At 31.0% G+C, this 24,072-nt stretch carries 17 protein-coding genes and 1 pseudogene; 12 read left to right on the forward strand and 6 right to left on the reverse strand.

The window, feature by feature from the left end; translation table 11 throughout:
* Positions 1–56 precede the first annotated feature (56 nt).
* The 4 genes from EQM05_RS09165 to EQM05_RS09180 all read left to right on the forward strand — a co-directional run bounded on the left by EQM05_RS09165 (position 57) and on the right by EQM05_RS09180 (position 3,074).
* Positions 57–320, forward strand: a complete 264-nt coding sequence (locus EQM05_RS09165) for an SHOCT domain-containing protein (RefSeq protein ID WP_128749761.1) — start codon at positions 57–59, stop codon at positions 318–320.
* Between the two features lie 75 nt (positions 321–395).
* Entirely contained in the window at positions 396–1,100 is a 705-nt protein-coding gene (locus EQM05_RS09170) for a response regulator transcription factor (RefSeq protein WP_128749762.1), read from the forward strand.
* On the forward strand, positions 1,097–2,506 hold the full coding sequence (locus EQM05_RS09175) for a HAMP domain-containing sensor histidine kinase (protein ID WP_128749763.1): 1,410 nt from the start codon (positions 1,097–1,099) through the stop codon (positions 2,504–2,506). Before EQM05_RS09170 ends, EQM05_RS09175 begins: the two co-directional genes overlap by 4 nt.
* Positions 2,507–2,570: 64 nt before the next feature.
* Positions 2,571–3,074 (forward strand): hypothetical protein, encoded by a 504-nt coding sequence (locus EQM05_RS09180; RefSeq protein ID WP_128749764.1) that lies wholly within the window; start codon positions 2,571–2,573, stop codon positions 3,072–3,074.
* A 9-nt stretch (positions 3,075–3,083) separates the two neighbouring features.
* On the opposite strand, the gene EQM05_RS09185 is transcribed toward EQM05_RS09180, so the two are convergent.
* Together EQM05_RS09185 and EQM05_RS16180 are read right to left on the reverse strand one after the other, a co-directional pair.
* On the reverse strand, positions 3,084–4,883 hold the full coding sequence (locus tag EQM05_RS09185) for a MutS family DNA mismatch repair protein (protein ID WP_128749765.1): 1,800 nt from the start codon (positions 4,881–4,883) through the stop codon (positions 3,084–3,086).
* Positions 4,884–5,142: 259 nt separating this feature from the next.
* On the reverse strand, positions 5,143–6,396 hold the full coding sequence (locus tag EQM05_RS16180; RefSeq protein ID WP_128748581.1) for a transposase: 1,254 nt from the start codon (positions 6,394–6,396) through the stop codon (positions 5,143–5,145).
* 260 nt (positions 6,397–6,656) lie between these two features.
* Between EQM05_RS16180 and EQM05_RS09195 the strand changes: the two genes are divergently transcribed.
* Positions 6,657–8,930, forward strand: a complete 2,274-nt coding sequence (locus tag EQM05_RS09195) for an ATP-dependent Clp protease ATP-binding subunit (protein WP_128749766.1) — start codon at positions 6,657–6,659, stop codon at positions 8,928–8,930.
* Between the two features lie 214 nt (positions 8,931–9,144).
* Entirely contained in the window at positions 9,145–10,590 is a 1,446-nt protein-coding gene (locus EQM05_RS09200) for an amino acid permease (RefSeq protein WP_128749767.1), read from the forward strand.
* A 598-nt stretch (positions 10,591–11,188) separates the two neighbouring features.
* Here EQM05_RS09200 and tnpA read toward each other — a convergent pair.
* Positions 11,189–11,395, reverse strand: a pseudogene (gene tnpA, locus EQM05_RS09205) (IS200/IS605 family transposase); the annotation flags it as partial.
* Between the two features lie 559 nt (positions 11,396–11,954).
* Between tnpA and EQM05_RS09210 the strand changes: the two are divergent.
* The 4 genes from EQM05_RS09210 (at position 11,955) to EQM05_RS09225 (ending at position 16,980) form a co-directional block, all read left to right on the forward strand.
* Positions 11,955–13,082, forward strand: coding sequence for a ThiF family adenylyltransferase (locus EQM05_RS09210; RefSeq protein ID WP_128749768.1), 1,128 nt, complete (start codon positions 11,955–11,957; stop codon positions 13,080–13,082).
* A complete protein-coding gene (locus EQM05_RS09215; protein WP_128749769.1) occupies positions 13,082–14,254 on the forward strand; it encodes a hypothetical protein in 1,173 nt (390 codons plus the stop codon). The genes EQM05_RS09210 and EQM05_RS09215 overlap by 1 nt, the downstream gene beginning before the upstream one ends.
* A gap of 1 nt (position 14,255) precedes the next feature.
* Positions 14,256–14,768, forward strand: coding sequence for a DJ-1/PfpI family protein (locus EQM05_RS09220; RefSeq protein ID WP_164917251.1), 513 nt, complete (start codon positions 14,256–14,258; stop codon positions 14,766–14,768).
* A 583-nt stretch (positions 14,769–15,351) separates the two neighbouring features.
* Positions 15,352–16,980 (forward strand): IS1182 family transposase, encoded by a 1,629-nt coding sequence (locus tag EQM05_RS09225; protein WP_128748411.1) that lies wholly within the window; start codon positions 15,352–15,354, stop codon positions 16,978–16,980.
* A gap of 307 nt (positions 16,981–17,287) precedes the next feature.
* On the opposite strand, the gene EQM05_RS09230 is transcribed toward EQM05_RS09225, so the two are convergent.
* Positions 17,288–18,679, reverse strand: coding sequence for an ISNCY family transposase (locus tag EQM05_RS09230; RefSeq protein ID WP_243108031.1), 1,392 nt, complete (start codon positions 18,677–18,679; stop codon positions 17,288–17,290).
* Positions 18,680–19,025: 346 nt separating this feature from the next.
* Here EQM05_RS09230 and EQM05_RS09235 point away from each other — a divergent pair, with 346 nt between their 5' ends.
* On the forward strand, positions 19,026–19,787 hold the full coding sequence (locus EQM05_RS09235) for a glycerophosphodiester phosphodiesterase (RefSeq protein WP_128749771.1): 762 nt from the start codon (positions 19,026–19,028) through the stop codon (positions 19,785–19,787).
* Positions 19,788–19,888: 101 nt separating this feature from the next.
* The gene (locus EQM05_RS09240) at positions 19,889–21,517 is read left to right on the forward strand and encodes an IS1182 family transposase (protein ID WP_128748411.1); all 1,629 of its coding nucleotides are present in this window, start codon (positions 19,889–19,891) and stop codon (positions 21,515–21,517) included.
* Between the two features lie 194 nt (positions 21,518–21,711).
* On the opposite strand, the gene EQM05_RS15770 is transcribed toward EQM05_RS09240, so the two are convergent.
* On the reverse strand, positions 21,712–21,870 hold the full coding sequence (locus tag EQM05_RS15770; protein ID WP_164917252.1) for a hypothetical protein: 159 nt from the start codon (positions 21,868–21,870) through the stop codon (positions 21,712–21,714).
* Positions 21,871–21,994: 124 nt separating this feature from the next.
* Positions 21,995–23,980, reverse strand: coding sequence for a transketolase (gene tkt / locus EQM05_RS09245; protein ID WP_164917329.1), 1,986 nt, complete (start codon positions 23,978–23,980; stop codon positions 21,995–21,997).
* Positions 23,981–24,072 lie beyond the last annotated feature (92 nt).

The following is a 24,072-nucleotide window of genomic DNA, read 5'->3' on the forward strand; positions in this document are numbered from 1 at the left end:
TTTATTTCTATAATTAAATCATAGAAATAAAACTTATTTTAACAGGAGGAATATATATGTTTTGTGGAAGATTTGGTTATGGCGGATTTGGCAATGGTTTTGGAAGAGGCTTTGGCGGATTCAACAGCAGCTTTTTCTTAATAACAATGGGCATCAGAATTATTATTTTAATAGCTATTATCTTCATTATAGTTAAGCTGTTTAAAAAATATACTAATAGCTCAAACAGTGCTCTTAAAATACTAGATGAAAAGTTTGCAAAGGGTGAGATTTCAGAAGAGGAATATTTAAAAAGAAAAAATATTATTTTTAAAAAGTAGTAAACTAGAGGTTTCACCTCTAGTTTTATTATTATATAATTAAATATAAATGGTTATTCAATAGGGGTGGTTTTCTTGAATGGTAATGTAAAAATTTTAGTTGTGGATGATGAGCAGAAAATCCTTGATGTTATAAAGGCATATTTAATTAAAGAAGGATATGAAGTTGTAACTGCATTAGATGGTGCAGGTGCTTTAAATATTATAAATTCACAAACAATACATCTTGTCATATTAGACCTGATGCTTCCTAAAATTTCAGGTGAGGAAGTATGCAAGAATATAAGAGCACATTCTCAGATTCCAATAATTATGCTTACAGCAAAAGCAGATGAAGACAATAAAATAGAGGGGCTTGCTATTGGTGCTGACGACTATATTACAAAACCTTTTAGTACCAGAGAATTAGTGGGAAGAGTTAAAGCTTTGCTTAGAAGAACATACAGAGAGGACAATACTTTAGCTGAGCATTTATCCTTTAATAATGGAGATATTGAAGTTGATATTAATAAAATGATTGTTAAAAAAAATGGGAATCCCCTATCTTTTACCGTAAATGAATTTAAGGTTCTGGTGGTTCTTCTTTCAAATCCAGGTGAAGTATTTTCTAGAGAAAAACTAGTGGAAAAAGCCTTTGGATATGACTATGGCGGAACTGATAGAAATATTGATACATATATTAAAAACATCAGACAGAAAATTGAGGATAATCCAAGAGAACCTGTTTATATTCAGACAATTTATGGGTTGGGTTACAAATTTGGGAGGAATAATCAGTGAAGGTTACATTAAAGAAAAAATTATCTTTTGGCTTTCTTGCAGCTGTACTGGGTTCATTAATAATTGCAGGTTTCATATCAAATGTTATGATAAACAAATTATTTAGCACCTATTTAAAAAATGAAAATAATTCAAAGATTGATAAAGCTGTTACTATGGTAAGCGAATTATATGATGAAAATAATAAACTTTCTGATTCTGCAAAGCAGCAGCTTCAAAGATATTCTCAAATGGAAAATATGTGTATTGAAATTCTGGATTCAGATGGCGGGCAGATTTATACTTCTGGAATACCTAATCATAATGGTATGAAAAACATGGGTGCCATGATGGGCCATGGAATGCACAGTCTAATGACTAAAAACAATGGAGACTACACTGAAGAAAAGCATGATTTAATTAAAGGCAGCAAAAAAGCAGGCACTATAGTCTGCGGTTACTTTAGCAGTTCACTTATGACCAATGGTGCAGTAACATTTATTATGACTCTTAACAAATCCTTTGTTATCTCTGCAATAATAGCTTTAATATTTGGTTTATTGCTTAGCATTATGATTTCAAATCAGCTTTCAAAACCTTTAGTTGAAATAACACATACTGCCAATGAAATGAGAAATGGAAATCTTCAATTAAGGTCTGATGTAAATAGCAGCACAAAAGAAATACAAGACTTATCTCTTTCTATAAATTATCTAGCTGAAACCCTTAATCATCAGGAAATTTACAGAAAAAGAATGACCTCAGATATGGCACATGAAATACGCACTCCATTAACTGTGTTAAAAACTCATGTGGAGGCATTAATTGACGGAATATGGGAACCAAGTACTGAGATATTTGAAAGTTTTTATGAAGAAATAGAAAGATTAAATAAATTAGTAGATAATTTAAGAGATTTATCAAAACTTGAGGAGTCCAAATTAAATTTAATTAAATGTAAATTTAATCTTTCTGATGAAATAAACAAAATAATTCTCAACTTTAAACCCCTGTTTGATAAAAGTAATTTTAATTTAATGTGTGAAATTGATGATAATATAAATGTAATTATGGATAAGGATAAGCTTAATCAAATAATGCAAAATATAATTTTTAATGCTTATAAATATCTTAATACAAATGGTACTGTATTAGTAAGTTTGAAATCAAAACATGAAAATGCCATAATTAAAGTTTCAGATACTGGTGCAGGAATCAGTGAGGAAGATCTGCCCCACATATTTGAGAGATTTTACAGAAGTGATTCCTCGAGAGACACTCATACTGGAGGTTCAGGCTTAGGGCTTACCATTACAAAAACTTTAGTAGAAGCCCATAGTGGTTCAATTTCAGTTAATAGTAAGCTAGGTCATGGTTCGGAATTTACCATTGTTATGCCTGTAGTTGTAGCTAATAAAAACAATTAAAAGTGTCAACATGATGCTTTTCTTAATATCATATTACATAAGTAATTTTTGCCGAGGTGAAAATTTGACTGCAAATGAATATTTTGAAAGCATCTATTCTCTTGATCCAAGAAAGATTGCTGAAAGATATAAATTTCTTGGAGAAGGAATAAGCAGAAAAGTATATGCTTTAAATGAAGATTTAGTCGTAAAGGTTGCAAAAGGATCTGAGGGAATTTATCAGAACTCAGTTGAACATTATGTATTTACCCATGCAGATAATAATTTCAGAAAATATTTATGCCCTATTATATGGTTTAAACCCAGATTACTGATTATGAAAAGAGCTGTCTCCTTTAAAAAAATCACAAGATCCAGATTTGTGGACTTAAGAACCATAAGACCCGAACCTAATTCATTAAATGAAATAAATTATTACACAAGTAAATTCTTCCTTTATTATAATGATATAAGATCAGCAGGTTCATGGGGGAAACTTGCTGATGAAAATGTTCTTATTGATTATGGATGTACAAATGCTTTTGGAGATTATTATTATGATTTTATTTTCAGCTTCTTAAGATATTAAAATTTATTGTTAAAGGGTGTCTATTCCGGCTAATTTCATTAAATATAAGGCATTAGTTGTAGTGGATACCCCTTTTCTCAGTTTATAATCGAAAAAAATCTTGTTATTTCTATAATATTCTTCAAAATGATAATTTTTGATTTGATTGTTTTCATTTTGTAAATCTCCTAATTCAAGGTCATGAGTTGAAACAAATCCAATAGCATCTTTTTTGCTTAATTTATTTAAAAGCATCTTTGCGCCAATATGCCTGTCATAGGAATTTGTTCCTTTGAAAATCTCATCAAGCAGAAACAGTACCTTTTTATTTTCATTTACTGCTTTAATTATTTTTTTTATCTTTAATAATTCTGCATAGAAAGATGAGATGTTTTCTTCTATATTGTCACTGGTACGCATACATGTAAAGATATCCATTTTAGAACAGCTGAAACTTTCTGCACATACTGGTGATCCTGCATATGCCAGAACTAAATTAACTCCAACAGTTCTTAACAATGTACTTTTCCCTGACATATTTGAACCTGTAACTAAAATTATTTTTTCACTGTCCCCTATTTTTAAATCATTGCATACTCTGTTTTTAGTTATAAGAGGATGGCCCATATTTTTACTATAGATAAACAATTTATTTTCTTGAAATTTCGGCATGGTCCAGTGAGCATTATCATGTTGCAATATGGAAATGCTGCATAAGGACTCCATTTCACCAATAACATTAAGCCATACATTTATATTGGGCCCTGATACCTTTTTCCATTTATCTAGTGCAAACATGTATTGATAATCCCATAAAGTTAAAATATTTAAAATAATATAAATTAAATTATTTCTATCTGAGATAAGTCTGGAAAGTTTAACTAATGCATTTATTTGGTTAGTGGAACTGCAGCCATTGCTGTCATATAATTTTGATTGTAAATCTTTTAAATAGCTGCAGTGAAATTTTGCTTTTTCTATATTCTTAAGAAGATTCATATATGTTAAAATATCTTTCTTATATAAATTTATCAGTTCCAAATATTTAACTCTTTTTGTTTTTTTATAATACACTAAAAAAACCTGAAAAATAACAAATATTGAAAGAATATATACAGGTATTAAGTGTAATGGAAAATATAAAACTGCCATAAATATTGTTAACAGGGGAGTATATCTAATTAAATTAAGCTGACTTTTATCACTATCAGTGCTGATTGTTTCCTTTGCCCATTTAATTAATTCTTCCGGATTTTTCATATCTTGAAAGTTAATCTTCCCTTCGGATTGAAATCTTTGCCTCCATCCTGTTTTTTTTGATAACTCAATTACAGCTTTTTGCCTTTCATAAATTTCTTTAGGTGTATAATCAGCATTTGTTAAAGTTTTTCTCAAAGTTTGTTTGCCGGTATAAGTAACTGTGGAATTTATATATTGAAACAAGGAACCTTTTCCGAAAATGTCCAGATCATAAGAATACTGGTGTAATTCATCTTTAAATTCTTCTCCATTATCTTTAAAATCAGTCCAGTTTCCCTGGGCCCTTTCTATTGAATCTTTATTAATGCCTATTATGTTTAAGCATAGTTTTTTGTGATATCTTATTTTATTTTGAATATTTATTAAGACTCCATATAAAATTAAAAATATCAATATTATACTTGCTTCCATAAAATACAGCTTTATTTTGTGAAAATATATTATTAATACAGCTGAAAATAAAAAAACAAATAATCTTAGTGCTGCTGTATAATTATATTGCCTTGTAAGTTTAGCCTCAAGCCTTGTATACTTTTCCTTACGCCTGTTATATGATTCAATTACATTCATTTATCACTGTCTCCTCTTTTTACTATTAACCCATACAATAACTATTATACTTTTATTTTTATAAATTATAAATGATATGTTTATAAATTCAGAGATTTCGCATCTAAATTCCAGTAAAAGATTTACTTTTACTGGAATTGTATTTTATTGTACTTTCTTACATGGCTGGTAAATCAACAGACCGATATGTCGAAAAAATAGTTATAATTACCCTTACCCTAAGAAATTTTAATAATCGATTTCCAATTTTATTTTTATATTAAGTCTTTTTAAATATTGGATTATTCCAGTTGTCATCTATAGTAAATCTTTCATCTTTTATATCTTCAATAATATCTATTTGAAGCATCCGTTTCTTTCTAAAACCTCTGATACATCTAAAAAAATATAACTGCATCAGATTAAACGCTATAATTATAAACATCAGTACTGTCTCTACGCCCGTAGGGCTATGAAGAAAGCAATGATCTAAATGCCATTCTGTTTTAAGCTGATGAAAGGCATTATTTTCTATATCCCACCTCTTGTGCATTATCTTCCACAAGGTTTCTACTGAGGCAAATTTGTCTGTTGTTATAATCCAGCCTTCTTTAATTTCTACCTTATCTCCAGTATGAATTTCTTCTATAAACCTTATAAATCTAACTTTGATAGTCGGATCTGATATTTCAAAATTATCTTCATCCCAAGCTTTAATTTTGGTATAGTCTTTACTTCCCTGCTTTACAATCCATTTCTTATCAGCCTCACGGCGCTTAAATAGAGCTAATGCATCCTTTACAATGAGAAGACGCTCATCTTTAACTCTTACTACTGCATTCATTCCTATTGAAAGGACTTCTTTTATCCAAGTAGATTTACAATATAAAGCATCAGCTACTATAATATCGGCAAAATGGTGATATTTACGATATAATTTTTTTATTAATCTTATACCTCCGGTGATTTCACCTTCATCTTTATTCGAACTATCTTTCTTAGGTTCAAGCATTTCTTGTCCTAAAATAACATGGGGATCCGAACCTACGGTAGTACAAACTACAGATCTGTGGAAATGACGAGTAGTGCCATCCTTATTCTTTCGTGAAAGACATTTGTCACAAAATTTTTTAGCACTTTCAAATAATTCTACACCATCTACAGCAACTACCTTTAAGCCATCTATGGTACCATTTCTAAATATCTTATTTTTTATCGTAGTTCTAATTATACTATCATGAATATTTTTCAAACCATTCAAATCAAAATCACTTAAGCAGCGCCTAACGGCATCAATGTGAATCATTTTAGTGTTTTTAGGTAATACTTTTTTAAATTTACCTTTTTTAAGCCAATGCTCTAACCTGTTGAAACTTCTTATTTGAAGCATAAATCCAAACAAAACTACAAAGGTGATTGTTGAAATTTTTACTAGAGATTTTATCTTTTTATCCTCTAAGGTATTGATTTTTTCACCTATATCGTATACTTTATTAATATAGGTGAGCATTTGTTTTAAATAACTTTTATTCATCTTAAGGCATCCTTTCTATTGTGTTGTGCAAAACTATTATAAAAAGGATGCTTTTATTATGCAAATTTTTTTTATAATTTCCAGTAGAAATCGGATTTTACAATGTTTTTATTAAATACTAGCAAATCAATATAAATCAGCGGGCTGCGCCCTAAAACTTTTTTAGGTGCTAAACTTCTGTTATAAATTATTAATTATGTTAAATTTGACTTATTTGATATAATATATATATCTTTAAGAAAACATTGGAGATGATACTTGTGGTAATGTGCTCGGTTTGTAAAAAAAATGTAGCAGTAATATTTACCAATAACATTGTAAATGGTAAACAGGAATTAACAGGATACTGTATCCCCTGCGCTAAAAAGCTGGGAATTTCTCCTTTATCTAATATGATGGGAAATATGAATATGAATGAAGATGATTTAGAAAATCTGAATCAGCAGATGGGTGAAGTCCTTGGAAGTATGGATCTTGATAATATGAATTCAAATAATCCATTAATGAATATGTTTGATGGTGCTCTTGCAGGCTCTCAAAATAAGAATGAAATTGAAAGTGAAAATGATGCAAATACTAGGAAATCTAATGAGGCAGCTGCATCATCTGAAGTTAAAAAGAAAAAGCCAAAGTCAAGGAAGCATTTGGATGCATATGGGATAAATCTTACTGAAAAGGCAAAGAGAAATGAAATAGACGAAGTAATAGGAAGACAAAGAGAAATTGACAGAGTTATTCAGATATTAAACAGACGTACTAAGAATAATCCTATTTTAATTGGAGAAGCAGGTGTTGGCAAAACAGCCATAGCCGAGGGTTTGGCAGTTAGAATTGTAGAAAAGAAAGTACCAGTTAGATTTTTTGATACTGAAATTTATCAGCTGGAACTTACATCTATTGTGGCAGGTACACAATTTCGAGGACAGTTTGAATCAAGAATGAAGGGAATCATTGATGAAGTCAAAGAAAACGGTAATATAATATTAATAATTGATGAAATTCAAAATATCATGGGGGCAGGAAGTGCAGAAAATGGCTCTTTAAATGCTGCTAATATTTTAAAACCTGCATTGGCAAAGGGTGAAGTTCAGATAATTGGCGCTACTACAATTGAAGAATACAGAAAATATATAGAAAAAGACTCTGCCCTTGAAAGAAGATTTCAGCCTGTTTTAGTAGAAGAGCCTTCAGTAGATGATACAATTGAAATTTTAAAAGGTATAAAAGGTTATTATGAAAATTATCATAAAATAATAATACCTGATGATATAATTGAAGCTGCTGTAAAGCTGTCAGAAAGATATATAACAGACAGATTTTTACCTGATAAAGCTATTGATGTAATTGATGAAGCAGGCTCAAGAGCTAACTTAAGGAACAAAGGCCTTGTGGAATTAGAAGCTTTAAAGGAAGAACTTTCTAAGGTTAAAGAAAATATATTATTCTCATCAAGCCATGAAGATTATGAAGCAGCTGCAGAAAATAAAGTCAAAGAAATCAGGCTGGAAGAAAAAATAAAATCTTTTGAAAATCAGGGCAGCAAAGTAGTTCTCACATTAGAAGATGTTGCTTCCGTAGTTGAGGCATGGACAAAAGTACCTGTACAAAAAATAACTGAAATTGAAGCAGAGAAGCTGTTAAATCTTGAGGAAAGGCTTCATAAGAGAATAATAGGCCAGAATGAAGCCGTATCAAGTGTATCAAGAACTATAAGAAGAAATAGATCAGGCTTTAAAAAGTTTAAAAAGCCGGCATCTTTTATATTCGTTGGCCCTACAGGAGTAGGTAAAACAGAATTAGCCAAAGCTCTGGCAGATGAGTTATTTGAAAATGAAAAGGCATTAATTAGAATTGATATGTCAGAGTATATGGAAAAACATACTGTTTCAAAGTTAATTGGGGCCCCTCCTGGATATATTGGATATGATAATGGAGGTCAGCTTACTGAAAAGGTAAGAAGAAACCCCTATTCCATAATTCTTCTGGATGAAATTGAAAAAGCCCATCCAGATGTATTTAACATTCTTCTTCAAATATTAGAAGATGGAAGATTAACCGACGGTCAGGGAAGAACAGTTCATTTTGAAAATACAATTTTAATTATGACTTCAAATGCCGGAACTAGTTTTAAATCAAATGGTATAGGCTTTTCAAGAGATAATTATGAAGCCCTGTCCGATAAGGTTTCAACAGTGTTAAAGGAGACGTTCAGACCGGAGTTTCTAAATAGAATTGACGAATGCATAATTTTTACTGAATTAAACAAAGATGAGTTAAGACAGATCCTGGATTTAATGTTAAAAGAAATATTAAATGAGGCAAGAGAAAAAAATATTCAGGTTAACGTATCTGATGAAGTAAAGGAGTTCCTGCTTTCAAAAGGATATGATAAAAAATATGGTGCCAGACCACTGCGCCGTACTCTTCAGAAATATGTAGAAGATGAATTAGCAGAATTATACCTTAAAGGTAAAATTAAAGATGGCAGTACTGTAAATTTATCATTGTCTAATGGTAAAATCATTTTTGAATAAATAATAGAAGAATTGAAAAAAGATTATGAAAGATAGTGGGAATAAGCCACTATCTTTCATTGCTTATGTACATAATTTAATAAACTGCTTATTTATTACTTTAAATTTGCAATTTTAATATCATACTGCATAATTTGTAGTTGAAATAATGCACATTTTGTCTTATTATATTTATATTAAGCTTAATTATATATTTACTATTAGGAGGAATATTATGACAAACAAAAGAAGCTTTGGTTTATGGACTCTTATAATGTTAATTTTTGTGCCTACATTTGGATTTGGTAATATAACCAACAATGCAGTGGCACTAGGACCAGCATCTATTCCATCATGGTTAGTGGTTTCATTATTGTTTTTTCTTCCATTATCAGGTATGTTTGCTGAGTTAGCATCAGTAAATAAAGGCAAAGAAGGAGGAATATACTCCTGGATAGAAAGCGGCCTTGGCTCAAAATGGGCTTATATAGGCACATGGTCATATTTCATTGCTAACTTATTTTATTTACAGCTGGTTTTTTCGAAAATACCAGTAATGGTGTCTTGGGCTATATTTGGAGAAAATAGATTTAACGATTCAAATGCTCACTTGCTGCCATATATAGCAATATTTCTTGCAATTCTATTAACTTATATTGCAACAACAGGAGTAAAAAAGTTCTCGAAACTTAGTAATTTTGGTGGTAAATTTACTATTGCCGCAACAATTATTTTTATAGTTATGGCATTTATAGGATACTTAGCTGGTACACCTTCTGCTTCAGAATTTTCTACTGCAACGGTTGTACCAAAATTTGATTTAACTTATTTTTCAACATTTTCATGGCTGCTATTTTCAGTTGCCGGGGCGGAAGTTGCAGGTACATATATAGGTGAAGTAAAAGACCCAGATAAAACATTTCCAAAGGGCGTAATACTTGCCACAATATTTGTTGCTGCTGCCTATGTAATTGGATCTTTTGCAGTATGCTTAATTGCCTCACCAGAAGTTTTAACAAAAGCTGGTCTTAAAGATGCAAACTATGTTGTGTATAAAATTTTAGCTCAGAATTTTGGCTTAAATGGTAAAATAGTAGTTCAGATATATGCAGCAATATTAACTCTCACATCAATTGCCGCATATGTAGTATGGCTTGAATCACCTATCAGAGCTATGTTCTCAGAAGTACCTGAAGGTACATTTCCAAAGTTCCTGACAAAAAAACAGGAAGACGGTACTTTAAAGAATGCATTATGGATTCAATGTATTGTTGTATTAATTTTAATAATTGCGCCGCTTGTTGGTTTGAATTCTATTGATTCATTCTTCCAACTGCTGACGAACCTTTCTGCATTATCATTGATAATTCCTTATATTATCCTTGCTGTTGCTTATTTAAAGTTTAGATTAAAAGGCAATACTCCCCCATTTGTAATGTTTAAATCAAAAAAATCTGTTGTATTTGTTTCAGCAACGGTATTTATTTTGGGTATTGTTGCTTTCTTTGGAGCAGGAATTGATTCTATATCACAGGCTAAAACTGTATCTGAAGCTGTAAAATCAATAATTATGACATATGGAGGACCTATAATATTAATTTTATTAGGATACTTAATTGTACTTATAAATAAACTTACAGCTAAGGCCGAAGAAGATATAAGTAATTCTAAATCTGCATAAAAGTATTTAAACCAAAGATTAAAGATTAAAGATCAAAGAACAAAGAATAAATTTAAGGAGCATAGCATTAGCGGTTAAAACTGGTGTGCATCCCGTCAAGTAGACAATTGAAAAAAATAAAAGTTTTCAGAATGCTGCTCGTTTGAGTAGCATTTCTTTTAGTGTGCCCAGCATGGGCGATAGCCTGGTGGTGAAAGTCCACTATGGGGGTTGATAGCACCAACCATTAGCCTACGGCAAGGGTGTCCATCGTGAGATGGAATCTGAAAGAAGCCTGCGGCAAAACTCTGGTCTGACGAACAGAAATCACATATAAGGCTTACTTAAATCGGGTGAGTTTGCTAAACAAAACGAAACCCAATGCTATCCGAGGTTTAAGGAGTAAATGTGGCAGATATATGGAGTGAAAGCAGTCGTTCTTACCTGGGGAGGTCTGATAGGTAGGTTATGGATATGAATTTAGAAATAACAATCCATGCAGTGATGCATGGTTGAACTATCAGAAGTCAGCAGAAGTCATAGTACCACGCGAAACGCATTAGCGTGGGAAGGACTGAACAATAGGAGGTTTCAGAATTTTGAAAGATACGAAGAAATAGGGTATTTCTAATAGCATATGTATGTGATCTGGACATACTTCTGCTTCTATAATATTTACCCCTTTCCACTTACAGAGTTCTCTTAATATATTTACTATCTCCAATCTCTTCTCTCCATAAAATACCTTCCTTCGGTATTTTGGTGCAAATACTATATGATACTTACAATTCCATTTTGTATGTGATAAACTGTGTATGTCGTTCACTTTTAACGACCTCCTTTTGATGTTTTCTTGCAGTTGCCAGACCGCAAGTTTATTTTACATCAAAAGGAGTTTTTATGTCATGCCCCATCGCTTAAGCTTTACCGAACCCCACGTCTAACGTGGGGTTTTCTTAAAACAAAAAGGCTTGAGGTCTTATGTGCCCCAAGCCCTTATGCACCAATGGTTTGTATTGATTTTACAAACATAACCTTTTAATCAAATTGAAATATCTTTAAAGAGCTCAAAAATTACTCTTGAAGACGTTTTTAAAAATTTAGATTTAGGTAGTTAAGTTTGATTATAGATAGAATTATCGGCGAGTATTCAATAAATTTATTAAATATGTCTACACTTATTTCCTGTTATGTTATAATTTATATAAAGGGATGGAGGTGGTATAATTGAAAAAGACTGAAAAGAGTTCAACAAAAAAGATTAATGTTAAAAAGGTTGAAAAGCAATCAGCTTTAATTTGCCATCACTGGTAAAAAACACAACAATAGGCGATAAAGTATAATGCTTTATCGCCTATTATTCAATTAGATGGGGGTGATAATAGTTGAAACCTAAAATTAAAGATACTATGAGTCCTATATATTTAAAGGACAAGATAATTTTTGGAACTCAGAGTACTAGTATAGAAATAGATGATGAAAGTGGAGAGATATTCAAATTAGTTAAACTGTTTAATGGTGAGCTCAGTATTGAGAGTATTTATGAAAAGACTTTACTAAGCAAGGATGATGTAGACGAGCTTATAAATGTACTTGATGAAAACTTATTAATTGAGGATATGGAATTAGATAGTACGTTATTATCTGAAATGGATAAAGAAAGATATAAAACTAATTTAAACTATTTTTCTAATTATGCAGATTTGAATAAATCTAAATATGTATATCAAAAAAACTTAATGAATTCAACAGTGGTGATAATAGGGGTCGGAGGAGCAAGCTTATTAGCTACTTCACTAGCTACAATGGGTATTGGAAGAATAATATTAGTGGATTATGATCGCATAGAAATTAGCAATCTAAGTAGACAAATTCCTTATTTTGAAAGTGATATAGGAAAACTTAAAGTAGATGTTGCAAAAGAGAAAATCAATTCGATAAATAGTTCTGTAAAGGTTGAAATATTCAATAAGAAGATAACATGCACAGCTGATTTAGATGAGATAGTAAAAGATGCAGATATAGTAGTAAATGGTATCGATACACCACCTGTTGAATCTGCAAGATGGGTCAATTATGCTTGCATAAAAAATAATAAAGTAATGATTCAAGGTGGAATAGGGTCAGACTGCATTGTAATAGAGAAATATTCCAACACAAAAGGATGCTATGATTGTTTTTTAATAAATTCATTAAAACAAGATAATGAATTTGAATCACAATTAAGGTTTGCTTATTCAAATGAATTTAAGAGTGTAAATACATCATATTCACCCAATATAATAATCTTAACCGGTCTATTGGCTTCTGAAATTGGGAAATACCTTGGCAAATATGGAGATGTAATTAATTCAGATTGTACTATTCAACTTAATACTAAAACATTAGAAGTAAGTTATATTAACCAAACAAGTAAGTTGAGTAATTGTCCAACCTGTGGAAGTTCTAAAGAGAAATCTAAAGAGCCATTAAATATATATGAATTAATAAAGAAAGCAAAAAGTATTACATAATGTTAAATGAATTATCTAAAGTCAAATTAGAACTATCAATTCAAAAAAAGATTAATGGTTCATATGTGATTGGAAGCAAGATTAATAATGTATTTATAGAGGTTCCAAAAGAAGCATTAGCAATATTGGAATATTGTAATGGAACAAATACAATATTCCAAATAGAAAAACTACTCTTAAAAGATAAGAATATGGATATAGACGTTCTAGATTTCATACAGACCTTATATTCAATTGATTTAATATATTCAATTGATGGAGAAAAATGTAATATTGGTGAGGAAACGAAGTACCCTAGTATTTTAATTACAATATCCAAGTTGCTATTTAATAAATATACTGCATTTGTATATGGAGGACTGTTTATTGTAAATTGTATATTAATTACCACTAATAACAGATTATTTCCAAGGCCTAAAGATGCATTCTTTATCAGAGATAAAATTGGAATTAATATGATTGTGTTTTTTTTGATATCTTGGATGATAACTTTTATACATGAACTAGGACATTTTTTATCTGTTGTTAGACTAAATATAGGTGTAAAATTTAATCTTAGTCTTAGATTAATATGGTTAGTAGTTGAAGCCGATATAAATGGATTGTGGTCTGTTCCGAATAAAAATAGATACTTTTCTTATTTTGCAGGAGTGTGTTTTGAGACAGTAATAATGTTTATTAGCTTAGTATTAAAATTAGCTAATTTAAATTCAACAACCAATAATATTACAAGCATAATAATATTAATATTAACATTAAATTTCTTGTGGCAATTTATGGTTTTTTTAAGAACTGACTTTTATCTTGTATTATTAACAGTATTTGACTTAAGTGGTTTGCATAGCTACAGTAAGATTTATATAAAAAATAAATTGACTAAAAACAAACATAGCAATGAACTTGAAGATTTATCTAGTGCAGAAATTAAGAGGGTAAAGTTATTTTGCTTAGCGTATATATTCGGATTTATATTTTGTTGCATAAGATTAGTATATGAGATACCTATAACCATAAATATTTTATACAAATCTGCATTAGAAATTTTATCATATGATATTATAAATATACTTGATGGAGTATTAATTTTAGCAGTTATAATAATAAGTGCTTTATTATGGCTGAAAGGAGCAGTAAATAAGATTAAATCATCAAAATTAGAAAGGAATGTGTGATATGAATGTGTATGTTTTAATGTATGATGAGTGTGCATTGTTTGAAATAATATTAGGATGTTATTTTTTAAAAGCCAAATATAATATTATAACTGTTGGAATAGATGCTGAAGAAATAAGATCTTTTGAAGGAATCAAAGTTAAATGCGATACTTTAATGCAAAATGTATCAAGTTCAAAAGGAGATGTAGTTGTAATTCCAGGCGGAAATATAAATTTAATAAATAATAAGTCATTACTCAGAGACTTTTTATGTAAATCAAACTTATCTGAATGTTTATTTGGAGCTATTTGTTCAGGTGTAGATATATTAAAGGAAAATTCTTTAATAACCAGCAATGATATTGATAAATATTCAATAAGCAATGTAAAGTTAGGCAATAGATTTGTTTTAGCTAAACCAAATGAATATGTTGATTTTGCTTTAAGTCTAGGCATTATTACTAACATATATGAAAGCCAAAATGACTTCGATGAAACTGTAAATTTCTTTAAATTGTTTAAGGAATGTTGATAACCCAGTTTAAAAATACATCTGAACCGAAGATTAAAAAAAATACGAAAGAATATTTCTAGTATTGAGAAGTCATGGCATTAGCACCGGAAACGTAAATATATTTATGTAAAATCGAGAGTGTCCACAGACTTGTGTATATTAGATTAAATATGATTAATTAAAATTACTACGGGAGGCAAATTCCTGTAGTAATTTTTTTGGGGGATATTACTAAATAATGAGTTTGTGTAGCTTAAATATAGTTTTATTTTTTGCAAAAATCCTATTTTTATGCATATATATCACAATAATATAAGCCCTTGAATTATCTCTATTAATCTAGCTGATTTACTTTGAAATCTACTTGGCAATTAGTGTGTTTGCAAAGTCATTATTTATCCTAATTACATCAACACTGTTATTTAAAATGGCTATAGGTGTTTAACTAAAGAAAAATTTAAGTGTCAAGCATTTTTGAAAATGTCCCAAAATATTTAAAACATTAGGGGCTGTTGCACTAAAATAATTGGTGCGGCAGCTTTTTTACATAAAAATAAATCTTCCACTCGAAAGAGTGAAAGATTTATAGTAAAATTAACATATGAGAAAATACATTAATTCACACAAAAATTATACTTTATATCGTGGAAATTATCAATTAAAACTTCCATTAAATATTGAGTACATGATTCCCAATAATGATTCAGTGCGTTTGCTAAGTCAATTTGTAGAGGAGATGGATTTAACAGATTTATATTCGACTTATTCCCGAATAAGGGAAAATCAGGCTACGCCACGTCAGATGCTGAAGATTGTACTTTACTCCTATATGAATCATAATTATTCATCAAGAGCAATGGAGCTATCCTGCAAAAGAGATGTAAATTTCATGTACCTTTTAGAAGGTTCACCAGCACCAGATCATTCTACTTTTGCAAGATTTCGTAGTATTCATTTTGCCCCGTGCTCAGAAACAATAATGGCTGAAATGTCAAATTTTCTTTATGAGATTGGAGAAATATCAGGAGATACTATATTTATTGATGGTACAAAGATAGAGGCATGTGCTAACAAGTATACTTTCGTCTGGAAAAAAGCAGTTTCAAAAAACCTGGAGAGATTACTTTCTAAATTAGCTGATTTTGTAGCCGAATGTGAGGAATTGTATGGAATAAAGCTTGTATACGAAAACAAAGTAAAAATGAAACATGTAAAAAAGCTACGCAAAAAGCTTTACGCCTTGAAAAAGGAAGAAAATATTGAATTTGTACATGGATGTGGTAAAAGGAAAACTCCTATTCAACGTTCTATTGAAAAACTTGAGGAATACCTTAGAAAGTTAAAAGAATATACACAGAAAATCCATACCTGCGGTAAACGTAATAGCTATTCCAAGACAGATAAAGATGCAACCTTTATGAGGATGAAAGAGGATGCTATGAAAAATGGTCAGTTAAAACCAGGTTACAATGTTCAGAATGGAGTAGATTCCCAATATATAGTATGGGTTACTGTTTGCGATAAGCCTGGGGACACAACAACATTGATTCCATTTATAAAAAGCATGGAGAATTCCTTGTACTTTAAGTATTTTAAAATTGATGCGGATTCAGGTTACGAGAGTGAAGAAAATTATCTTTATATCAAAGAAAATGGACAGCTATCATATATTAAACCAGCAAATTATGAAATATCAAAAACAAGAAAATATAAACATGATATAAGCAGAATAGAAAACATGGATTATACTGAATTGGGCGATTATTATACTTGCAAAAATAATAAGAAACTAACAGTAAATAAAATAGTAAAAAGGAAAAGTAAGACTGGCTATATAAGTGAAAAAACAATCTATACTTGTGAGGACTGCAGTAACTGTGTTTACAAGAGTAAATGCATAAGAGGACATAACTGTAAAACGCCATTAGAAGAAAGGGTTAAAAATCTTGAGACTTCAAAACTATTCAACATGCTTCGCAAAGAGGATCTTGAAAGAATTATAAGTGATGATGGTTGCGAGTTGAGAATGAATCGAAGTATTCAAGCCGAAGGCTCTTTTGGAGAGATAAAACAGGATATGGGATTTCGTAGATATCTATGCAAAGGTAAAAAGAATGTTTTGGCAGAAAGTATTTTGTTAGCAATGGCACATAATATAAATAAGCTACATAATAAAATTCAGTTAGATAGAACTGAAACGCATCTTTTTCCACTTAAAAAAGGTGCATAATTATCAAACTTTAAAATTTTAAAAACTCTGCAAATCAAAAAAAGCCTTAATATGAAAGGCTTATTAAAGTGCGTCTTTTTTTAATTATCAAGCTCATTGGGGACTAAAATATCATTAAATTTTCTATAAAACACAAAAAAAATGCTGCCGCGTTAGCATATTTTTTTATGCTAATGCGACAGCCCCTTTTTAGTTAGGTTTTACTTCTAAAATAAATAATGAGGCTTTCCTGGATTTTGGGTATGCTTAATAAGCCTTCTGAGTTTTATACTTAAAAGGAGGAATAGTAATATTATGGCATTTACTTTTATGCTATATTTTCCTGCCTATGTTTCTGCTTTTTAAGATAACGTTCAAAAGAAGCTTGTTTCCAAGGATGACTCATTGGAGGAATATAACGTTTTTTTGGTTGCCCCGCAGGAGCTGCAAGGTCAAAGCTTTTTGATGTAAGTTCATGTTCTGGTAATAGATCTAGAGCATATACCTTTTCATCAACACAAAAGAACATTCCACCATCAAAGGCTTGAATTACCATACCTGAAGTACCTTTTCGGTAATGTACAGCATATCCATTACAATCCATAGGGAGGTAATAACTTTTCTTGAATTTGATGCAGCTTCCGTTATCAACCTTCCTACTGGTTAATACGGCAAGTGTTAAATTTATTTTTTCAATATCTAGTTGTTTTTCAAAGACAGATTTGATATTATCAACTGGTAAAGCAAACTGGGCATTGAATTCTTTTATGTATGAGTTTAAGAATTCATTTGCTTGCTCAATTGTGCTGATACAAGCTAGCCTCATTTCTAAAGGGAGGCGTGATTGTAACGTCTGAAACATTCTTTCTACGCGCCCTTTAGCTTGGGCAACACTGCTTGTCTTAATTCCTATGCCTAACTGTTTACAGGCATAGCTAAACTGAGTGAAAGTATCCTCTTCAACTGAAGGGGACTTTTTCTTTTTGTATTCAAATACAGTACGTCTATCTGTAAATAACATATAAGGGATACCGTGTTCCGTGAGTACCTGGTGTAACACATGGTAATACCCGTTTAGGGTCTCTTGTGAGTCAAAATAAGCTCCCATAATAGCACCTGTAGCATCATCTACAGCAATGTGTAATTGGGTTTTATTCTTACCGAACCAAAGATGCTGTGAAGCATCCATCTGGAGCATCTCACCTATGTAAGCACATCTAGGGCGCCTCGGGTGTGCATCTTCAGCTGCAATAATTGCATTCTGAATGTTAGAAACCTCTTTTGGAGATTTGGCTACATTCTTCAATTCCTCTAATTGAGCTTTAACCTTTTTCCTTGTAGCACGCTTAGCCTTAGGAGACAGGATGAATTCCTGCATAAGGATTGAACGGATGGTGCTAATGGATACTTTGATATGCTCATGCTTCTCTAATAACTCAGAATAGTGGGTGAGATTAGCATCAGAGTATTTGGTACGATAAAGGTCAATAATTAATTGTCTTGTCTCATCATCAAGTGTATGGACTGGTTTTCTCCCATGATTACCATGAATAAAATAAGCCTTTCCCTGTTCCTGATATCCTTTGATCATTCTATTAATATGTCTAATAGAGCAGCTTAGATAAAGGGATGCCCTCTTCTTGTTTCCATTTGTTTCGACCAATTTCTTTATAGTTGTATATTTATCATTTTCTTTCATAGTTAAATTTACCTTTCTCATTATGTCCACCTCAATTCTCTTGAGGTATCATTATACTATATTTTTTGCATTTGGGACATAATCATATGTGGTATATTAAGACATTATCATAAATCAATCATAAGGTGTTTAACTAAAGAAAAATTTAAGTTGATTTATTCTCACAAATCTCATATAATTGAATAAAATATTAATAAAGTATTAATATTTATTAAAATATTTTAATATTTGTTAAGTATTTTTAAGAATAAATTTGTGGGAGGCGATTATTATTTTATTAAAAAATTTTATAAGTAAATTAAACTCAAAACTAAGTATAAAATCATTATTTAAAAGCCTTAGAAGTTTTCCTAAAATAAATATCGCCATGATTGTTTGCATTATTTTTTCTTTTATTTTAATTTTATCTTCTTCATCTGTTAATGAAGCACTTGCAGCGAAAAAAAGCGTTATTATAGCACATAGGGGGTACTCAAAGGCTGCTCCGGAAAATTCTGCAAGTTCCATTGAGAAGGCAATTAAGGCTAAATCAGATTATGCAGAAATTGATGTTCAGGAGACAAATGACGGTGTTGTTGTATTAATGCACGATAGAAGCATAAAGAGAACAACTGGCGTAAATGAATTAGTTTCACAGCTTAATTATGACCAAGTTTCTAAACTTGATATTGGTTCAGGTTTCTCAAAGTCCTTTAAGAATGAAAGAGTTCCAACTTTGAAACAAATTCTTAAAGAATCTAAAGGAAAAGTTAAATTAATAATAGAATTAAAAACATATAATAAGGATTATGAAAAATTAACTGAAGATGTAGTAAACTTAATAGAAAAAAATAATATGGTAAGCAGCTGCAGTATACATTCTATTAATTACAACAGCTTGTTATTAGTAAAAAAAATTAATCCGAAAATAAGAACAGGATATATAGTTTTAAGACATGTTAATGACTTACCATCATATAAAGTGGATTTCTACAGCATAGATAAGAAATTAGTTAATGAGAAAGTTATACATGATATGCACAAATTAAAGAGACAGGTTTATGTATGGACCGTAGACTCCAATTCTGAAAAAAATAAGTTTATAAATTTAGGAGCTGATGGAATTATTACTGATAATCCAGTTAGGTAAAAAATGGGGCTGTTGCACTAAAATAATTGGTGCGGCAGCTTTTTTACATAAAAATAAATCTTCCACTCGAAAGAGTGAAAGATTTATAGTAAAATTAACATATGAGAAAATACATTAATTCACACAAAAATTATACTTTATATCGTGGAAATTATCAATTAAAACTTCCATTAAATATTGAGTACATGATTCCCAATAATGATTCAGTGCGTTTGCTAAGTCAATTTGTAGAGGAGATGGATTTAACAGATTTATATTCGACTTATTCCCGAATAAGGGAAAATCAGGCTACGCCACGTCAGATGCTGAAGATTGTACTTTACTCCTATATGAATCATAATTATTCATCAAGAGCAATGGAGCTATCCTGCAAAAGAGATGTAAATTTCATGTACCTTTTAGAAGGTTCACCAGCACCAGATCATTCTACTTTTGCAAGATTTCGTAGTATTCATTTTGCCCCGTGCTCAGAAACAATAATGGCTGAAATGTCAAATTTTCTTTATGAGATTGGAGAAATATCAGGAGATACTATATTTATTGATGGTACAAAGATAGAGGCATGTGCTAACAAGTATACTTTCGTCTGGAAAAAAGCAGTTTCAAAAAACCTGGAGAGATTACTTTCTAAATTAGCTGATTTTGTAGCCGAATGTGAGGAATTGTATGGAATAAAGCTTGTATACGAAAACAAAGTAAAAATGAAACATGTAAAAAAGCTACGCAAAAAGCTTTACGCCTTGAAAAAGGAAGAAAATATTGAATTTGTACATGGATGTGGTAAAAGGAAAACTCCTATTCAACGTTCTATTGAAAAACTTGAGGAATACCTTAGAAAGTTAAAAGAATATACACAGAAAATCCATACCTGCGGTAAACGTAATAGCTATTCCAAGACAGATAAAGATGCAACCTTTATGAGGATGAAAGAGGATGCTATGAAAAATGGTCAGTTAAAACCAGGTTACAATGTTCAGAATGGAGTAGATTCCCAATATATAGTATGGGTTACTGTTTGCGATAAGCCTGGGGACACAACAACATTGATTCCATTTATAAAAAGCATGGAGAATTCCTTGTACTTTAAGTATTTTAAAATTGATGCGGATTCAGGTTACGAGAGTGAAGAAAATTATCTTTATATCAAAGAAAATGGACAGCTATCATATATTAAACCAGCAAATTATGAAATATCAAAAACAAGAAAATATAAACATGATATAAGCAGAATAGAAAACATGGATTATACTGAATTGGGCGATTATTATACTTGCAAAAATAATAAGAAACTAACAGTAAATAAAATAGTAAAAAGGAAAAGTAAGACTGGCTATATAAGTGAAAAAACAATCTATACTTGTGAGGACTGCAGTAACTGTGTTTACAAGAGTAAATGCATAAGAGGACATAACTGTAAAACGCCATTAGAAGAAAGGGTTAAAAATCTTGAGACTTCAAAACTATTCAACATGCTTCGCAAAGAGGATCTTGAAAGAATTATAAGTGATGATGGTTGCGAGTTGAGAATGAATCGAAGTATTCAAGCCGAAGGCTCTTTTGGAGAGATAAAACAGGATATGGGATTTCGTAGATATCTATGCAAAGGTAAAAAGAATGTTTTGGCAGAAAGTATTTTGTTAGCAATGGCACATAATATAAATAAGCTACATAATAAAATTCAGTTAGATAGAACTGAAACGCATCTTTTTCCACTTAAAAAAGGTGCATAATTATCAAACTTTAAAATTTTAAAAACTCTGCAAATCAAAAAAAGCCTTAATATGAAAGGCTTATTAAAGTGCGTCTTTTTTTAATTATCAAGCTCATTGGGGACTAAAATATCATTAAATTTTCTATAAAACACAAAAAAAATGCTGCCGCGTTAGCATATTTTTTTATGCTAATGCGACAGCCCCATTTTTTATTATTCTTCTGATTTTCTGTGCTGCTTTGAATTAATATCTGTATCTGTATATACAAAACTGCCGTTGGATGAAACTCTCTCCAGTTCATCCAATTTACTATTGATTTTTTTCACATCTGACTGAATATTCATTAATAAATTCTGTAAATCCTTATCCATTTCATCCCTTCCTTTCTGGAAGTAGTTTATCCAGAAAGCTTAAAATTATGCTAAAGTTCTTACAATCAACAAAGCAAAATACCCCAGAGTGTTACAAGAACATCTCCGGGGTTAAAATTAAAAATTAACCTATTAAATTAATAACTGTATCAACAACATTTTCAGTAGTTATTCCAAATTCTTTGAATAATGCTTCTCCTTTTCCAGATGCTCCAAAATGATCTATAGATATAATTTTACCATCCAAGCCTACATATTTATGCCATCCAAATGATGAAGCAGCTTCAACTGCAACTCTTGCTCTAACCTTATTTGGTAGTATTTTTTCTTTATACTCCTGACTTTGAGCATCAAATAGTTCAAAGGAAGGCATGCTTACAACTCTTGCATCAATACCTTTATCAAGTAATTGTTCTGCTGCTTTGTAAATAAATTCAACTTCTGAACCTGATGCCATTAAAATTACATCTGGTATATCCTTCTTTGAGTCCTTAAGGATATATGCACCTTTAAGAGCTTCAGCTCCAGTTTCCTTGTATAAAGGCAGCTTTTGTCTTGTAAGGATCAATGATGTTGGGCCATCCTGTTTTGTCATAGCTAAGCACCATGCTGCTGCAGTTTCTTTTGAATCTGCAGGTCTGAAAACTGTCATATTTGGAATACTTCTTAGTGATGCCAGCTGTTCAATAGGTTCATGTGTTGGTCCGTCTTCTCCTACTCCAATACTATCATGTGTAAGTACATAAGTAATTGGCAGCTTCATTAATGCAGATAATCTCATGGCACCCTTCATATAATCACTGAACACAAAGAATGTGGATACAAAAACTTTTAAACCTCCATGAAGATAAATTCCATTTGCAATGGCTGCCATGGCATGTTCTCTTACTCCAAAGTGCAGATTTCTTCCTGTTCTATTTTCTGCTGAGAAATCTCCCATATCCTTCATATAAGTTTTATTTGAAGGTGCTAAATCTGCAGAACCGCCAATTAAGTTTGGAATTAGTTTAGCTAATCTGTTAATAATTATGCCTGATGATTCACGAGTTGCCATTGGCTTGTCAAAACTCCATAATTCCTTGTTATTTAATAAATCTAAAGAGTTCTTTCCATTAAACCATAAATCCCATTCCTCTGCCAGTTCTGGATATGCTTTTTTGTAATCTGCAAATAAACTGTTCCAGCTATTCTCCTTTTCATCAGCTTCTTTTCTGAATTGAACCATAGCATCTTTCACTTGGTCAGGCACTGTGAATGGTTCATAATTCCAGTTTAAGAATTCCTTTGATGCTTTTAAGTTTTCTTCTCCTAAAGGTTCTCCATGTGCTGAAGCTTTACCTTGTTTTGCCGGGCATCCATAACCAATTGTATTCTTTACTATTATTATGCTTGGCTTTGAGCTTTCCTTTTTAGCTTTTTCAATTGCAGTGCTTATTTTATCAACATCATTACCATCATCCACTTTAATAACCTGCCAGCCATAGCCCTCATATCTCTTTCCTACATCTTCTCTAAATGCTATGTCAGTATTTCCCTCTATGGAAATATTATTTGAATCATATAAAACAATAAGTTTTCCAAGGCCAAGAGTACCTGCCAGTGAGCTGGCTTCTCCTGAAATACCCTCCATTAAACATCCATCACCAGCTATTGAATAGGTATAATGATCTACAACATTATATCCTTTTCTATTAAATTTTTCAGCAAGATAAGCTTCTGCAACAGCCATTCCAACTGCATTGCATATGCCCTGACCAAGTGGTCCTGTTGTTGTTTCAACGCCATCAGTATGACCGTACTCAGGATGACCTGGAGTTTTACTTCCTAATTGCCTAAAATTTTTAATATCATCAATGCTGACATCATATCCAAATATGTGCAGTAATGAATAAATAAGCATGGAACCATGTCCAGCTGATAGTACAAATCTATCTCTATCTAACCATTTTGAATTATTAGGATTATGTTTTAGAAATTTTGACCACAATGTATATGCCATTGGTGCACATCCCATTGGCAGTCCGGGATGACCTGATTTTGCTTTTTCAATTGCCTCGGCAGATAATATTCTAATTGTGTTTATTGCTAAATTGTCTGTATTTTTCATGATAACCCTCCTAATATATTAATAATAAAAAAATTAACTTCACTTTACTTACGCACATCTTATTATATCATAATTACAGCATTTTCCCCAAAATC

The sequence above is a fragment of the Clostridium sp. JN-9 genome, assembly GCF_004103695.1.
Taxonomy (GTDB): domain Bacteria; phylum Bacillota; class Clostridia; order Clostridiales; family Clostridiaceae; genus JN-9.

Excerpts from the sequence above, each read along its gene's own strand:
- EQM05_RS09215 (WP_128749769.1), top strand. The coding sequence starts at position 13,082 with ATGTTAAATGAATTATCTAAAGTCAAATTAGAACTATCAATTCAAAAA.
- EQM05_RS09220 (WP_164917251.1), top strand. The coding sequence starts at position 14,256 with ATGAATGTGTATGTTTTAATGTATGATGAGTGTGCATTGTTTGAAATA.
- EQM05_RS09230 (WP_243108031.1), bottom strand. The coding sequence starts at position 18,679 with ATGAGAAAGGTAAATTTAACTATGAAAGAAAATGATAAATATACAACT.
- EQM05_RS09200 (WP_128749767.1), top strand. The coding sequence starts at position 9,145 with ATGACAAACAAAAGAAGCTTTGGTTTATGGACTCTTATAATGTTAATT.
- EQM05_RS16180 (WP_128748581.1), bottom strand. The coding sequence starts at position 6,396 with ATGAATAAAAGTTATTTAAAACAAATGCTCACCTATATTAATAAAGTA.
- EQM05_RS09240 (WP_128748411.1), top strand. The coding sequence starts at position 19,889 with ATGAGAAAATACATTAATTCACACAAAAATTATACTTTATATCGTGGA.
- EQM05_RS09185 (WP_128749765.1), bottom strand. The coding sequence starts at position 4,883 with ATGAATGTAATTGAATCATATAACAGGCGTAAGGAAAAGTATACAAGG.
- EQM05_RS09165 (WP_128749761.1), top strand. The coding sequence starts at position 57 with ATGTTTTGTGGAAGATTTGGTTATGGCGGATTTGGCAATGGTTTTGGA.
- EQM05_RS09225 (WP_128748411.1), top strand. The coding sequence starts at position 15,352 with ATGAGAAAATACATTAATTCACACAAAAATTATACTTTATATCGTGGA.
- EQM05_RS15770 (WP_164917252.1), bottom strand. The coding sequence starts at position 21,870 with ATGGATAAGGATTTACAGAATTTATTAATGAATATTCAGTCAGATGTG.
- EQM05_RS09235 (WP_128749771.1), top strand. The coding sequence starts at position 19,026 with ATGATTGTTTGCATTATTTTTTCTTTTATTTTAATTTTATCTTCTTCA.